The organism is Arthrobacter sp. 2762 (assembly GCF_040548745.1).
GTDB lineage: Bacteria > Actinomycetota > Actinomycetes > Actinomycetales > Micrococcaceae > Arthrobacter.
The window spans coordinates 287,744-302,165 of sequence record NZ_JBEPSI010000005.1 but is presented as its reverse complement, the minus strand read 5'-3'; the positions used below and the strand labels follow the sequence as shown (position 1 = coordinate 302,165).

The window sequence follows — 14,422 nt, the reverse complement described above, 5'->3', positions numbered from 1 at the left end:
GGCGTCGCGGGGTCAGTCGATATAGATCGAGAGAGAACAGCCTTAGGAGCTGCTGGAAATGCGGTGAAGCCACTCAAGGAAGAGCTTCAATTCAGAGCTGGAAAGTTGGTCCGAATGCGAGGCCTGCAGTGCCGCATTCAGGGCGATTGCCGCAACAACCACGGAGGACTTACCGGAGTCCTCCTGTGCGGCGCCACGGGCGGTATCCGTGGAGACGGCGAAAATCATGGAATCCCGGGTCATCGTTGAGAGCTCGAGGTTCCTTTCTTCCACCGGTTCGGCGATGAGCATGAGCGTTACACCCACGTTGGCCGCGAGGATGCTTCGCGCCGCTTCACGGGGCGGCACGTTGATCTGACCGGCGATGGCGGCCTTGTTCAGCATTTCTTCCAGAAGCGCTTCAGCATCGGCCACGATTGCTGGGCGGCTTTCCGGCCTGATATTGCCGAACATCACCAGATACAGGTGGGGTTGGCTCAGCCCGAACTGGACGTGGTTGTCCCACATCCGCCGGACGTCTTCCAAGGGCTCCCCGGACGGGGCAAAGTCCCGCTCTCCTGCAACGTACTCTTCAAAGCCGGCGGAAACGACGGCGTCGAACAGTCCTTCTTTGTCTCCAAAGTGGTGGTAGAGCGTTGGGGCCGTAACCCCGGCCAACGCTGTGATCTGGCGCGTGGAGACCGCTGACCCTTCCGAATTTGCCAACAATTCAGCAGCTGCACGGAGCAACCGAACTTTTGGCGGAAGCTGGTCATCGAAACTCATAACCGCTACCCTAGCACCTATAGCGTTGCTATATGAAGTGGCTCACAACAGAATTTTGTAGGCTAATTTCGCAGGCTCGTGGTGCCGTTGCCGGTGGGTCTGAACCAACACGCAGGAACAGAGGATTCAGTGCAGAATTTCCAAGGAGTAGGGGTAAGCCCTGGCCGCATCATTGGTTCCGTCCGCCAGATGCCCAAACCGGTGAGTGAACCGCCGTCGGGCGAGCGGTTGGCCGCAGACATCAGTCCGGAGGACGCCGTAGCGGGCTTGAAAGCCGCAGCGCAAGCCGTCCACGACGAGCTCAAGGGGCGCGCGGACTCTGCCTCCGGCGACGGCAAGGCCGTCCTCGAGGCCACCGCGCTCATGGCCAAAGACACCATGCTCTTGAAATCCGCGGCCAAGCTCATCAATGCGGGCTCATCCGCGGAACGGGCCATCTGGGAAGCAGGCGCCTCCGTTTCCGAAATGCTGCACAACCTGGGCGGCTACATGGCCGAACGCGCCACGGACGTGCTGGACGTGCGTGCCCGCATTGTGGCTGAGCTGCGGGGCGTCCCCGCGCCCGGCATCCCTTCTTCGGAGACGCCTTTCATTTTGCTGGCGGAGGACCTCGCCCCGGCGGATACCGCAACTCTTGACCCCGAGAAGGTGCTGGCCTTGGTCACCTCGGGCGGCGGGCCGCAGTCGCACACGGCGATCATCGCCCGCTCGCTCGGCCTTCCTGCTGTTGTCGCGGCTCATGGCGTTGATTCTGTTCTGGATGGCAGCGAGGTTTACGTAGACGGGGCAGCTGGCCTCGTGGTTATCTCCCCCTCGGAGGAGCAGCGCGCTGCAGCAACCGCCTGGGCGGAAACGTCCGCAACGCTTGCCGCCTTCGACGGAAACGGCACGACGGCGGACGGCCACTTGGTCCCGCTCCTCGCCAACGTGGGTGGAGCAAAGGATGCAGTGGCAGCAGCTGGCCTCGGCGCCCAGGGTGTTGGCCTGTTCCGTACCGAGTTCTGCTTCCTCGAGCGCGATACCGAACCCTCTGTCGATGAACAAGCCGCAGCGTACAAGGCCGTGTTTGACGCGTTCCCGGGCAAGAAAGTTGTGCTGCGGACCCTCGACGCCGGCGCGGACAAGCCCCTCCCCTTCCTCACCGACGCCACCGAACCCAACCCTGCCCTTGGTGTTCGCGGCTACCGGACAGACTTCACCACGCCCGGTGTTCTGGAACGTCAACTGGAAGCCATTGCCCGGGCAGCTTCTGAATCCGAGGCCGATGTCTGGGTCATGGCCCCCATGATCTCCACGGCCGCCGAGGCCGGACGGTTCGCCTCACTGTGTGCTGCTGCCGGCATCCAAACCCCTGGTGTCATGGTGGAAGTTCCCTCGGCTGCTTTGACCGCAGCCTCTGTGCTCCGGGAAGTTGGCTTCGCTTCACTGGGCACCAACGACCTCACCCAGTACGCCATGGCCGCCGACCGCCAACTCGGACCCCTCGCGGAACTGAACACCCCATGGCAGCCCGCTGTCCTAAGGCTGGTGCAGCTCACGGTGGAAGGTGCAGCGAAGGAAGCGTCCGGCCGGGAGGGTAACAGCAAACCCGTGGGCGTCTGCGGCGAGGCAGCCGCGGACCCGGCCCTCGCCATCGTACTTACCGGACTCGGCGTCAGCACACTGTCCATGACGGCGCGCTCGCTGGCCGCCGTCGGGACTGTGCTGAAAACCGTCACCCTGGAGCAGGCGCAGGAACTCGCCCGGCTGGCCCTCACGGCGCCCAGCGCTACCGAGGCCCGCGAGTGGGTCAGGGCCAAGCTCCCCGTGCTCGAAGAGCTCGGCCTCTAAGTTCCGTTCCGTTACGTAATACCGCTAGGAGAAACCCATGCCCGAACGCACAGCCACCATCGCCAGCCGCTCCGGCCTGCACGCCCGGCCCGCCGCCCTGTTCGCCGAAGCGGCAGGTGAGCAGCCGGTGGAGGTCACTATTGCCATGCAAGGCGAACCCGCGGATGAAGCCCTCGACGCCGCCAGCATCCTTTCGCTCATGACGCTCGGTGCCGCTAAGGGCGACGTCGTTGTGCTGCGGGCTGAGGGCGACGGCGCCGACGCTGCCCTGGACGCGCTGGTGGCTTTGTTGGAGACGGATCTGGACGCGGTGTAGTTCTTGCTGGCGGGCGGGCTTGGCGGCTTGCCTGCCTTGGTTGCCCGATTCGATGATGCGCTGCGCACTAGACGGTAGGAGTCGTCTGGTCTGCAGCGAGTCATCGAATCGGGCGACTCAGCCCTACTTCCGTGGCGTTTGGGGCAGCCGTCGGGACTGAATGGCGGCGTGTGTCTTGCGAAGTGCGGAGATTGACGCGTCGTAGGAACGCTGCGCTACACCAACGAAGAGGACGTCGATCACCATCATCTGCGCGATACGGCTGCCCAGTGCGCCGGGACGGAAGGGCGTCTCACGCGCAGCAGTGCTGAGCAGGATGTCAGCTTCCCGCCCCAACGGCGAGTCAGCATGGTTCGTGATGACGATTGCGGTTGCGCCCGCCGTTTTGGCGATCCGCAGAAATTCAACTGTGTCCATGGTGGTTCCGGAATGCGAGATGGCCACTACCACGCACGTGGAATCGAGCAGTGACGCCGATGTCCAGGCCGCATGCGCTTCGGACCAACTGAAGGCTACCTTGCCGATCCGGTGCAGTTTCTGCTGTAGGTCCTGACCCACAAGGGCCCCTGCGCCGACACCGAAGACCTCGGTCCTTCGCGCCGCGGAAATTGCGGCCACCGCCTCGTCCAACTTCCCCACATCAAGGAGTTGTGCGGTGTCCGCGATGGACATGCTCTCATTGAAGGCGATCTTGGACACGACATCCTGCAGAGAATCCGACTTGTCGATGTCCTCGTAGACGTCAGCGGGAACATTGTTGACCACGCTCTCGCGGGTTGCTTCCCGCGCCAAATCAAGGCGGAATTCCGAGTATCCGGTATAGCCCACCTTCTTGTAGAAGCGCACCACGGATGTGGTTGATGTCCCGCATTGTTCTGCCAGGTCCCCAATGGACATAGTGGCAACCTTCGATGGCTCTGCGAGCACCACTTCAGCGATGGCACGCTCGGAGGGCCGCAACGCGGGCAAGATGGCACGGATCCTGACCAGGACCGTCCGCGACGATTCCTCGTTCATGAGCCCTTCCACACGACCTCCTTCTGGCGCCCCGCCTCTGCGAACCGTCATGGAACACGCTACCCGGTGGTGGGTTACCACCGAATGTATGAATCTTACCTAATTTATGGAGTTTGTGTAAATCATTGACATACATGTGACCCGGGTCCTACCGTCGTAGTCAGAACAGTCAGCAACACCAAACGACAGTTAGGACAACGATGGGCACGGAACTGGGCCACAAGGAGAACTCTGCCTGGCTGGAAATCAGCACCGAGGCACGAAATGAACGAACCCTTGACCTGGACAAGCGCACCACGTTGGAGATTCTCACAGCCCTCAACGATGAAGACCGCTTGGCGCCGGAGGCGGTCCGCGGGATCCTGCAGGCCATGGCCGGGCTTGTTGATGCCGCGGCGGCTTCCGTGCAGAACGGCGGTCGTGTCCACTACTTCGGCGCGGGAACTTCGGGGCGGCTGGGCGTCCTGGACGCAGCGGAACTGAAACCCACGTTCAACCTGGCGGACAACATCGTCATCGCCCACCATGCAGGCGGCGCCGATGCCTTGGTCCGCGCCGTTGAGAATGTTGAAGACTCCTGGGAAGCCGGAGCCGAAGCCGCGGCGGACGTTCAAAGCGGAGACATTGTGGTGGGCATCGCGGCCTCCGGAAGGACGCCTTATGTGGGCGGAGCCTTGACGGCGGGCCGCGAGCGCGGTGCAGTGACTGCCCTCATCGCCTGTGCCACGGATCCTCAACTCGGGCCCCTTGCCGACTTCGTGCTGGCCGCTGACACTGGGCCTGAGGCTTTGGCCGGCTCCACCCGCCTCAAAGCGGGAACCGCCCAAAAGCTCATGCTCAATGGATTCTCCACGGCACTCATGATCAAGCTCGGCCGCACTTGGTCCAACCTGATGGTGTCCGTGGTTGCCACCAACCAGAAGTTGCGCTCCCGCACGGTACGGATCCTGATGGAGGCCACCGGCGAGAATGAAGAACGCTGCCGCGAAGCACTTCAATCTGCCGACGGCGAGCTGAAAGTTGCGCTCACGGCCATGCTCTCCGGCGAGGCAACAACACAAGCCCGCGATGCCTTGGAGGCTGCGTCCGGCGATGTCCGCAGCGCCACCGCCGCCCTCATCAAGAGAGCGCGTTGAGCAAAATGTCACTACGGACAAAGGACCCTGGGCAGGGCACGCACCCGGCCTTGAGCGAATTCAATGGGTACTCCACCCGTGAGTTGGATCGCCTGGCGTTGGCGCATGACGCTTCCCACTACCTGTTGGAGCCACAGGCCATTGTGGCGCCCGTGGATCCGTCCGAGGTGGGACGGGTCATGGCCGCGGCCGCTGCATCCGGGATGCCTATGGTTTTCCGGTCCGGTGGGACGTCGCTGAGCGGACAGGGCATCACGGACGGCCTTCTGATGGACGTGCGCAGGCACTTCCGTAACGTGGAAGTGCTCGACGACGGTGCCCGGGTTCGCGTCGGACCCGGCGCCACAGTGCGGAGCGTGAATGCGCGATTGGCCGCTTATGGCCGCAAGCTCGGCCCTGATCCGGCCAGCGAGAGCGCCTGCACGATCGGCGGGGTGGTTGCCAACAACTCCTCTGGCATGTCCTGCGGCACAGAGTTCAACACGTACCAGACCCTGGAATCCCTGGTCTTTGTCCTGCCCTCGGGGACAGTCATCGACACCGCGGACCCCGCAGCCGGCCCGATGTTAAGTGACAAGGAACCCGAGCTGCATGAAGGCCTCGTACGTCTCCGGCGCCGCATCCTGGCCAACCCGGATTCGATCCGCACCATTGAGCACCAATTCTCCATGAAGAACACTATGGGCTACGGACTCAATGCTTTCCTCGACTTCGAGGAACCTGTGAAGATCCTGGAACACCTTATGATCGGTTCCGAGGGGACGCTCGGCTTCATCGCCCGAGCCACGTTCCGCACCATCCCATCCCTGCAGCACGCCGCCACAGGCCTGATGATGTTCCGTTCTCTGAACGCTGCCGCCTCCGCACTGCCTGAGCTCGTTGCCTCGGGACTTTCCACCGTGGAGTTGCTGGACGCCGCGTCGTTGCGGGTGGCCCAGCTCCAAGCCGGCACGCCCACGTCCCTGGCAGCAATGAATGTCGATCGCCACGCGGCGCTGCTGGTGGAGCACCAAGCCGCATCAACCGCGGAACTCGGCCACAAGAGCGCCGAAAGCCAAGGACTCTTCGACTCCCTGGACCTGGCCATGCCCTTCAACCTGTCCAGCAATCCCGCCGAGCGCTCGGCCCTCTGGCATATCCGCAAGGGCCTCTATACCGCCGTCGCCGGCAGCCGCCCAGCCGGCACGAACGCGCTACTGGAGGACATCGCTGTTCCCGTCCCCGCACTTGCCGATACCTGCGAGGAACTCCTTGGCCTTTTCGATCTCCACGGCTATCCGGACAGTGTGATCTTTGGCCATGCCAAGGACGGCAACATCCACTTCATGCTCACGGAGCGATTCGACGACTCGTCCCAGTTGTCCCGCTACGAAGCTTTCACCGAAGACATGGTGGATCTGGTCCTTCGCAGGCAGGGCACACTCAAGGCCGAGCACGGGACCGGCCGGATCATGGCGCCCTTCGTCGAGCGGCAATACGGCCGCGAACTGTATGAGGTCATGGCGTCTGTCAAGCGCCTGGCCGATCCCGTCGGCCTGCTGAATCCTGGCGTGGTCCTGTCCGAGGACCACCGCTCTTACCTGGACCATTTGAAGACGGCGCCCGTGGTGGAACAAGAGGTGGACCGATGTGTCGAGTGCGGCTATTGTGAGCCGGTTTGTCCCAGCAAGGACCTGACCATGACCCCACGGCAACGCATCGTGATCAGGCGGGAAATCGCTGCGGCGGAAGCGCGTGGCGACCACGAGCTCGCGGGCAAGCTCACCAAGGACTACGAGTACGACGGAGTCCAGACCTGCGCGGCAGACGGTATGTGCCAACGCGCCTGCCCTGTGCTCATCAATACCGGAGACCTCGTCCGGCGTCTCCGGGCCGAAAACAGCAACAGGCTCGCAGACAAGGGTTGGGCCGTAGCCGCGAAGCATTGGGGCGCCGTTTCCGCCGCCGGTTCGCTGGGCCTCAGCACTGCCAAGGTACTCCCAGAACGATTGGTCAAAGCCGTCACCCAGGCGGGACGCCTGGTCTTGGGCGCGGAGAACGTGCCCCTGTACAGCGGCGCACTGCCCAGAGGCGGACACAAACGAACCAGCCATGAGCCGTCCGCGCAAGGAAAAACAACGGCGGAGGCGGTCTACTTCCCCGCCTGCATCGGAGCCATGTTTGGTCCGGCAGGGTTCCGTCCAGCCAACGACGGCGGACGCGGCACCGGGGAAGGCGTAACCAAGGCTTTCATGAACCTCGCCGGACGGGCCGGCGTCGAGGTGGTCATTCCGGACGGAATCGGCGACTTCTGCTGCGGAACGCCGTGGAAGTCCAAGGGGTTCACTTCCGGTTACGACTCCATGCGGGACGCGGTCCTTCCTGCACTGTGGGAAGCGAGCAATCACGGGCGACTGCCGATCATCTGCGATGCCTCGTCCTGCACGGAAGGGCTGGAGACCTTGCGGGATACGGCTGCGTCGCACGACTCACCCGAGGTCTACTCGCGGCTGCAGTTCATCGACGCCGTCGAGTTCGCCCAGGAACACTTCCTGCCACACCTCGGGACACCAGCGCGCATGGACTCCCTTGCGCTGCACCCGACATGTTCGTCCACTCGACTCGGCATCAACGATTCCCTCACCGCAGTTGCCGCTGCGCTGGCGGAGGACGTCTTCATTCCTCCCAGCTGGGGCTGCTGCGCCTATGCCGGGGACCGCGGACTGCTGCACCCGGAACTCACGGCATCCGCAACAGACGTTCAGGCCGGAGAAGTAAACCAACGCCCACACACCGCATACGCCTCAACCAACCGGACCTGCGAGCTAGGCATGACACAAGCAACCGGCCATCAATACCGGCACATCCTGGAACTCCTGGACGAAGCACTCCAGGACCCCACAACCCCCACGACAACTTCCCACCATCCCCACCACACCACAGAGGACCATCATGAGTAATCCCACACTCGTCAAGCAACCACCTGCCAAGCAGGCCCGGCGCGCCCTGGTGGCCGGTTCGGTGGGCAACTTCATCGAATGGTACGAGTTCGGCATCTACGGCTCGTTCGCCACCATCATTTCCGCCAACTTCTTCACCACGGCCGGTGCCACCGACTTCGAGGCACTCATCAAGACCTACGCGTCCTTTGCCATTGCGTTCTTCTTCCGTCCCGTGGGCGCCTGGATCTTCGGACGGATTGGCGACAGGATCGGCAGGCGTCCCACCCTGATCATCGTCCTGTTGCTCATGACCGGAGCCACGACGCTCATCGGCGTCCTCCCCAATTACGCAACGTTGGGCATCATGGCGCCCATATTGCTGACCTTGGTGCGCATTCTCCAGGGGCTCTCGGCTGGCGGGGAGTTCGGCGGGGCGGTATCGCTCATGACCGAGTTCGCCCCCACGGGCAAGCGCGGCATCTATGGAGCGTGGCAGTCATTCACGGTCGCATTGGGCCTCTTGGCCGGCGCTGGTGTTGCTGCCCTCCTGTCCTCCGCGATCAGCGCAAAGGAGCTCTCCGACTGGGGCTGGCGCCTCCCCTTCCTGCTGGCACTACCCCTCGGCCTCGTGGCCCTGTACCTGCGGCTGAAACTCGAAGAGACCCCCAACTTCCAGCGGACCGTTGCCGCCCAGCGGAGCCCGGGTTCCGACGTCGTTGTCGTGCACCCCAGCAAAGCTGAAACGGCCAAGGCAATCCTGCTCGGAATCGGGCGTCTCATGGGTTGGTCGGCCGCCGGCTACACCTTCCTGGTGGTCCTTCCGTCCTACCTGCAGACCAGCCTGAACGCCACCTTCCAAGCCGCACTGATCGCCACCGTCCTGGCCAATGCCGGCTTCGCCGCCTCCATCATCCCCAGCGGCATGCTCAGCGACCGTTGGGGACGCCGACCGGTGATGCTCGCCGGTGCAGTCCTCATTGCCGTGCTGGCGCTGCCGCTCCTGAAGGTCCTGCAGGACCCCACCAGTTCGCCGTGGCTCATGGGTGCAGGAGTCTTCCTTGCCGGAGCGATCGTTGGCATGCTGGCCGGTCCCGGACCCGCCATGCTTTCCGAAATGTTCCCCACCACAGTCCGTTACACCGGTCTGGGGCTGGCATACTCGCTGTCCAACGCCGTGTTCTCCGGATCCGCCGGGCTCATCATCACCGGCCTCATCGCTTCCACGGGAAACAAGGACATTCCGGCCTACTACGTGATGGCCACGTGCGTGGTCAGCGCCTTCGCGTTGGCCACCCTGCGCGGTTCCGCCCACAAGAAGGCGCTGCGGGACTAAGCCCGCAGCCGCCAGCCGACCACACAGAGAATCAGATAAGGGAGCAGTGCCATGCGTATCATCGGCATGATGTCCGGAACGTCCTACGATGCGATCGACGCTGTAGCCGTCGACGTCGACAGGGACGGCGATGCCTTGGTGCTGACCCTCCTGGGGGCTGTCAGCGAGCCCTACCCTGACGAGTTGCGGGCGGAAGTGGCGGCACAATTGCCGCCCGCAACGAGCTCCATGGAACAGGTCTGCAAACTCGATACCCGCGTTGGCCAGGCCTTCGCCAAGCTCGCCGTCAGGGCCAACCACGAGCTCTGCGAGGGACGGGCAGAGCTGATCGCCTCCCACGGCCAAACCATGTTCCACTGGGTGGAGTCCAGTGGGGTCAAGGGAACACTGCAGCTCGGCGAACCGGCTTGGATCGCCGAAGCGACGGGCTGCACCGTGGTATCCAACTTCCGTACGCGGGACGTAGCCGCCGGCGGCCAAGGTGCACCTTTGGTCAGCCTCTTCGACACCCTGTGGCTTAGAGGACTGCCGGGAACGCCGGTCGCGCTGAACCTGGGAGGCATCGCCAACATCACCGTAGCCTCCGGCGAACCAACTGCCTTTGATACGGGTCCGGCCAACGCCTTGATCGATGCCGCGGTCACCTCCATGACCGCGGGACACCAGCAATACGACCACGACGGCGAACTCGGCGCCCGCGGCAGCGTCAGCTCCGCTTTGCTCGACGAGTTGCTTGCCGAACCGTACTACCGCCTGCCTGCCCCCAAATCGACCGGAAAAGAACTATTCCACCTGCCCTACCTGGAAAGGGCCATGGACGCTACCGGAACCAGGACCTTGCCCATCGAGGATGTCGTGGCAACCCTGGTGGCGCTCACGGCCCGCACTGTCGCAGACGCCGTAACCGCCGCAGGAGGAACGTCGGTCATTGCCTCTGGCGGCGGAACGCAGAACCCCTCGCTCATGGGTACTCTTCGCGGGGAACTCGGCCGTGCTGGAACAGCCGGCGTCGAGCTTTTGACGTCCGACGAGCTCGGCATGCCCTCCTCCGCCAAGGAGGGCGCGGCCTTCGCCATTCTGGGCTACCTGACGGCAAACAACTTCCCTGGTACGGTGGCCAGCTGCACGGGGGCACGCCATGCCAGCATCCTTGGTTCGATCACGCCGGGTTGGCAGGGCTTCCAACCTAAGAACATCGCGGGTTCCCCGGCTTCCGCGCCCGGGGCTCCCACGAAGCTCCGGATCCAGCAACCCGCCGATTAGACGGTTCGCTGCGCACTAGACGGTAGGAGTCGTCTGGTCTGCAGCGAGTCATCGAATCGGGCTCGCCGGCCTGAGCGCCAAGCCTATGGCAGCGCCGTGACCACCACATCCTGGTAGGCCGCACGTCCATCGAACACGTTGACACCGACCTTCCCGGAGGCCAGCGCGGAGTCCGTGACGTCAATCAGCTGGGCCCCATCCACGGACACCGCGATCCTGTTGCCAACAACTGACGTGTCCACGGCGTAGCTCACTCCATGGCTCAAGGCCGCCGGAACGCTCGCGAGAACCGTAAACACGCCGTTGTTCAGCGAGAACACCCGCGCCACGCGGAGATTTGGGTCCAGATTCACGTAATAGGCGCTGGCTCCATCGGCGGAGGATCTCAGCAACACCGAGCCGGCACCGCCATAGCCCTTTTCCGGAGCAAGGTCCCGGTTCAGCGTCTCGCCAGCAAAGGCTTCGCCGCCGAACCGCACCGTTGCCTGCACCCGCACATTAGTGAACGAGGCTGCGCCCATGGCCGTCGAGTCCTTGTCGAACGTACCTGCCAGGCCTGCGCCTGTGCTCTCCCATTTGCCGCCGGGGACCACTGAATATGCGCCGAGGTTATGACGCGCCGTCCCGCCCGCAGCAGGAAAAACGTTCGACGGCGGCGCGGTAGTCAGCCGGGCCGCGTCGCTGAGCTGGTGTACTTTGACGGACACCAGCCGTGCATTCCCTCCGATGGCTGTGAAGGACAAGCCTGTGGAGGAAGGGTCAGGGAAGATCAGTGAAGTGATGGCCGCTGTACCGTCCCCACCGAAGACTTCCACCGAGGATGCGTCCACCAGAACCCGGAGCTTCACGCGGCGCTCGGATCCCACCACGGTGGAACTCCACGGTGCTGTCGAATTGTCGGTCGCCGAGGACGCGAAGTACCGGGTGAAGTCCTCCCGTCCGGCAGTACCGCGGTCCACGGTGAGTGCGGCAGCGCCGGCGTCGAACTTTACTGTTGTCTCCTGGGCGGCTGCCTCCTGAGCGCCAGTTGATCCGGTCCCTTTCCGCAGCCCGAACGCGAAGGAAGTGGCACCTCCGGAAGAAGGAATCCCGACCTCCGCCTCGAGCTCGAAGGAGCGGCCCGAAGCACCAGCGAGTGCGTTCGCGGAGTTCGGCGTCACCGTGACATCGGAGGCCTGCCAGGTTGACGTGCGCAGTGACTCTTCCTCCACAACGGGAGTCTGCGTCAGCCGGAGCCCGGAGCCGGGAACGTCAGCGAGTTTGAGCTCGCGCGGGATGGACAATTGCCCATTCCAGCGTCCTGTGGGCGGGCTGAACGCGTAGTCCCAGTTGCTCATCCAACCGATCATGATGCGCCTGCCATCGGGCGCCCCGAAGAAGCTCATCGCCGCGTAGTAGTCCCGGCCATGGTCAGCCTGCAGGACCTGCGAAGAGGGAGTGTCGGGCGTAAATGCGGTACCGTTCCACGTGCCCGTCACGTATTGCGCTGCGGAGCCGTTGGTAGAGCGGACCGCTCCAGTACTCCACCACAGCACCCAGCGCTTGACGCCGGGCTGTCCCTCCACAGGCATTTCGAAGAAGTCCGGGCATTCCCACACGCCCCCGCGGACCCACTCGCCGTAGCCGAAGGTGCTGGAGAACGTCCAGTGGATGAGATCTGTGGAGGAGTAGAAGCGGACGTGGTCGCCGGCGGCCACCACCATCACCCATTTACTGGAAGCCGCATCCCACGTGACCTTGGGGTCGCGGAAGTCCCACCCGCCGTCGGGGCCGCCTGGGTTTTCCACTACCGGAGCTGCCTGGACCGTCTGCCAGGTGCGCCCCTTGTCCTTGCTGTAGGCGGCGCGGATGGACTGGTTGCCGTTCCAGGCATCGTGGTTGAAGCTGGTGTAGTAGGCGATGAGCCCGGATCCTCCGTTGAAGAGGCCGCTGGAATCGGAGGCATCCACCACCGCCGAACCGGACCACGACTCCCCCGCCGCCATGTGCGGCAGGGCGATCGGCAGTTGCTTCCAGTGCATCAGATCTGTGCTGACGGCATGCGCCCAGCGTCCTCGGTCCTGATGGAAGAGATGATATTCGCCATCGAAAAAGACCAGCCCGTTGGGGTCGGAGCTGTTCCCGGAGTTCTGGCTGTAGTGGTAGCCAGGCTGGTAGAGGCCGTTCATATATTGGTCCACATCGTCTGCACGGACGTTCTGGAACCACACCGATCCGGTGGCCAGCAGGGCGAAACCTTCTCCGGATGAAATCGGAACCGCCCCATTTAGCACGGGCGTGCCATTAATCAGCACCGACGCTTCGCTGCCCTGGACAGTGAGCTGGACGCGGTTGAGTTGGCCGGTTTTGAAGCTTGTGGAGGGAAGGTTGCCAGAATGCAGCAACGCCGAGGTGGCCCGGTTGTACAGCTTCGCGGTGCCCGCCCCGGGATCGATCCGGAGTTCAAGACCGCCCGTGCCGTCGGCACCGCTGCGGACCACCACTGAGGCGGTTGCCGGTTGGGTGACAGTCAGGTCCAAGGAGGCAACGACGTCGGACGCCACCGCCGGGATGAACCGCGCCGCGGTGCCACTCGCCACGAAAGCGCGGAGTCCCTTGGCATCGGGCTCCCACGAGCCGGAGCCAACGCGCCAACCCTGCAATGAAGTCTCAAGGCCTCGAAGCGTCATGCTCTGGAACACGGCGGTGCCATTGAAGGAACCCAGCCCGACATAGCCGGAAGCGTGGGCGGAATCCGTGGCGGTAATAGCCGGGTTGGCGCCGTTCGGGTCCAGGAAGTCGGTCTGCCAGTAGACGGCCAACTGATTACCGAACGCGGTGACCCGAAGGCGATAGACCTGGCCGACGGTGATGGCAGTGGTGAACGTCCCCAGCGTGGCGTTGTCCGAGATCCTGTAGAGGCGCAAACGTCCCGCGTTCGGGTCCACCTCCGCGGCGTAACCCGATGTGCCCGAGGCGTTGGTGCGGAACAGTGCCGTGCCCACGCCATATTGTGAGGTGACTTGGATGTCTGTGGAAAAGTCAACGTCTGTGGGTGACTGCCCGGTCGCGATGGCCCGGATGTTGCTGTTCGACGGCGCGACTCCGCGGAAGCCGGTGGCCGAGGCCTGCCAGCCGTTCGCTGTGACAGCCCAGCCGCTGACGTTCGCATCAATGGTCCGCACGCCGGGAGCGCCGAAAGACACGGTTCCGTTGAACGCGTGCAGGCCCACTCGACCCGACTCGTAGCGGTAGTCCGTGGCGTCAATCCTGCTGATGCCATCGACGGCCACATGGATCCGCGGGCCGTCCACGTGAACATCCACGGTGTAGGACTGCCCTGAATTCAGTGGCAGGGACACCGGCGCAACCACGTCCTGTCCGGTTGCGAGGTCGAACAACCTCACGCGGTCCAGGTTGGGGTCGATCGTCGCGGCGTAACCCGCACCGGCGTCGCGAGTTGCGCGGAAGACGAGCGCCCCCACACCGTAGGGACTCCCGGCGTCGACCTTCACCGAGGCGGTGTATCGGGCGGTTCCTGCAACCATTTGCTCGCTGGTGGCCGCCGCATTCCGGCCGGAAGGCGCGACGGCGGTGTACCCGCCCTGCGCTGTCCGGGTCCACGAACCGCTGACTCCGACGACGTCTGGAATGGGGCTCGTGGTGCTGTTGAGGGTGACGGGCGCGGGGTCGAGGGCCACTGCCGGAGCAGTGACCCCCGTCCCGGCCAAGCCAACACCAAGGACCGCGGCCGTGAGGCCGGCAACTATTCTCTTATGCATTCAGATCGCCTTTGATCTCAGGGGTGAGAGAGCGTTCGCCAAAACCTCCCATGATGTGAGAGAAGATCGGCGGAAAACGC

9 protein-coding genes are annotated in these 14,422 nt (G+C 63.8%); 6 read left to right on the top strand and 3 right to left on the bottom strand.

The genetic code is table 11. The features are described from left to right. Nucleotides 1–42: 42 nt before the first annotated feature. Entirely contained in the window at nt 43–765 is a 723-nt protein-coding gene (locus tag ABIE18_RS11890) for a TetR/AcrR family transcriptional regulator (RefSeq protein WP_499722982.1), read from the bottom strand. Between the two features lie 129 nt (nt 766–894). Here ABIE18_RS11890 and ptsP point away from each other — a divergent pair, with 129 nt between their 5' ends. Together ptsP and ABIE18_RS11880 are read left to right on the top strand one after the other, a co-directional pair. Next, a complete protein-coding gene (gene ptsP, locus ABIE18_RS11885) occupies nt 895–2,595 on the top strand; it encodes a phosphoenolpyruvate--protein phosphotransferase (protein ID WP_499722981.1) in 1,701 nt (566 codons plus the stop codon). A 37-nt stretch (nt 2,596–2,632) separates the two neighbouring features. Then, entirely contained in the window at nt 2,633–2,911 is a 279-nt protein-coding gene (locus ABIE18_RS11880) for an HPr family phosphocarrier protein (RefSeq protein WP_216926282.1), read from the top strand. Between the two features lie 123 nt (nt 2,912–3,034). On the opposite strand, the gene ABIE18_RS11875 is transcribed toward ABIE18_RS11880, so the two are convergent. After that, a complete protein-coding gene (locus tag ABIE18_RS11875) occupies nt 3,035–3,928 on the bottom strand; it encodes a MurR/RpiR family transcriptional regulator (RefSeq protein ID WP_499722980.1) in 894 nt (297 codons plus the stop codon). 200 nt (nt 3,929–4,128) lie between these two features. Between ABIE18_RS11875 and ABIE18_RS11870 the strand changes: the two genes are divergently transcribed. Genes ABIE18_RS11870 through ABIE18_RS11855 form a run of 4 tightly spaced genes read left to right on the top strand, consistent with a single transcriptional unit; the run spans nt 4,129 to nt 10,581 of the window. Next, nucleotides 4,129–5,064, top strand: coding sequence for an N-acetylmuramic acid 6-phosphate etherase (locus ABIE18_RS11870; protein WP_499722979.1), 936 nt, complete (start codon nt 4,129–4,131; stop codon nt 5,062–5,064). A gap of 5 nt (nt 5,065–5,069) precedes the next feature. Further along, nucleotides 5,070–8,003 (top strand): FAD-binding and (Fe-S)-binding domain-containing protein, encoded by a 2,934-nt coding sequence (locus tag ABIE18_RS11865; protein WP_499722978.1) that lies wholly within the window; start codon nt 5,070–5,072, stop codon nt 8,001–8,003. Next, on the top strand, nt 7,996–9,318 hold the full coding sequence (locus ABIE18_RS11860) for an MFS transporter (protein ID WP_499722977.1): 1,323 nt from the start codon (nt 7,996–7,998) through the stop codon (nt 9,316–9,318). The genes ABIE18_RS11865 and ABIE18_RS11860 overlap by 8 nt, the downstream gene beginning before the upstream one ends. 51 nt (nt 9,319–9,369) lie before the next feature. Further along, nucleotides 9,370–10,581: an anhydro-N-acetylmuramic acid kinase gene (locus ABIE18_RS11855; protein ID WP_499722975.1), complete on the top strand. Its 1,212-nt coding sequence runs from the start codon at nt 9,370–9,372 to the stop codon at nt 10,579–10,581. Nucleotides 10,582–10,664: 83 nt separating this feature from the next. Here ABIE18_RS11855 and ABIE18_RS11850 read toward each other — a convergent pair whose 3' ends face one another. After that, nucleotides 10,665–14,342 (bottom strand): glycoside hydrolase family 32 protein, encoded by a 3,678-nt coding sequence (locus ABIE18_RS11850; RefSeq protein ID WP_499722974.1) that lies wholly within the window; start codon nt 14,340–14,342, stop codon nt 10,665–10,667. Nucleotides 14,343–14,422: the final 80 nt, after the last annotated feature.

Bases quoted from the DNA above. Each gene is read 5' to 3' on its own strand.
- ABIE18_RS11850 (WP_499722974.1), bottom strand. From the start codon at position 14,342: ATGCATAAGAGAATAGTTGCCGGCCTCACGGCCGCGGTCCTTGGTGTT.
- ABIE18_RS11880 (WP_216926282.1), top strand. From the start codon at position 2,633: ATGCCCGAACGCACAGCCACCATCGCCAGCCGCTCCGGCCTGCACGCC.
- ABIE18_RS11865 (WP_499722978.1), top strand. From the start codon at position 5,070: ATGTCACTACGGACAAAGGACCCTGGGCAGGGCACGCACCCGGCCTTG.
- ABIE18_RS11870 (WP_499722979.1), top strand. From the start codon at position 4,129: ATGGGCACGGAACTGGGCCACAAGGAGAACTCTGCCTGGCTGGAAATC.
- ABIE18_RS11890 (WP_499722982.1), bottom strand. From the start codon at position 765: ATGAGTTTCGATGACCAGCTTCCGCCAAAAGTTCGGTTGCTCCGTGCA.
- ABIE18_RS11860 (WP_499722977.1), top strand. From the start codon at position 7,996: ATGAGTAATCCCACACTCGTCAAGCAACCACCTGCCAAGCAGGCCCGG.
- ABIE18_RS11855 (WP_499722975.1), top strand. From the start codon at position 9,370: ATGCGTATCATCGGCATGATGTCCGGAACGTCCTACGATGCGATCGAC.
- ABIE18_RS11875 (WP_499722980.1), bottom strand. From the start codon at position 3,928: ATGAACGAGGAATCGTCGCGGACGGTCCTGGTCAGGATCCGTGCCATC.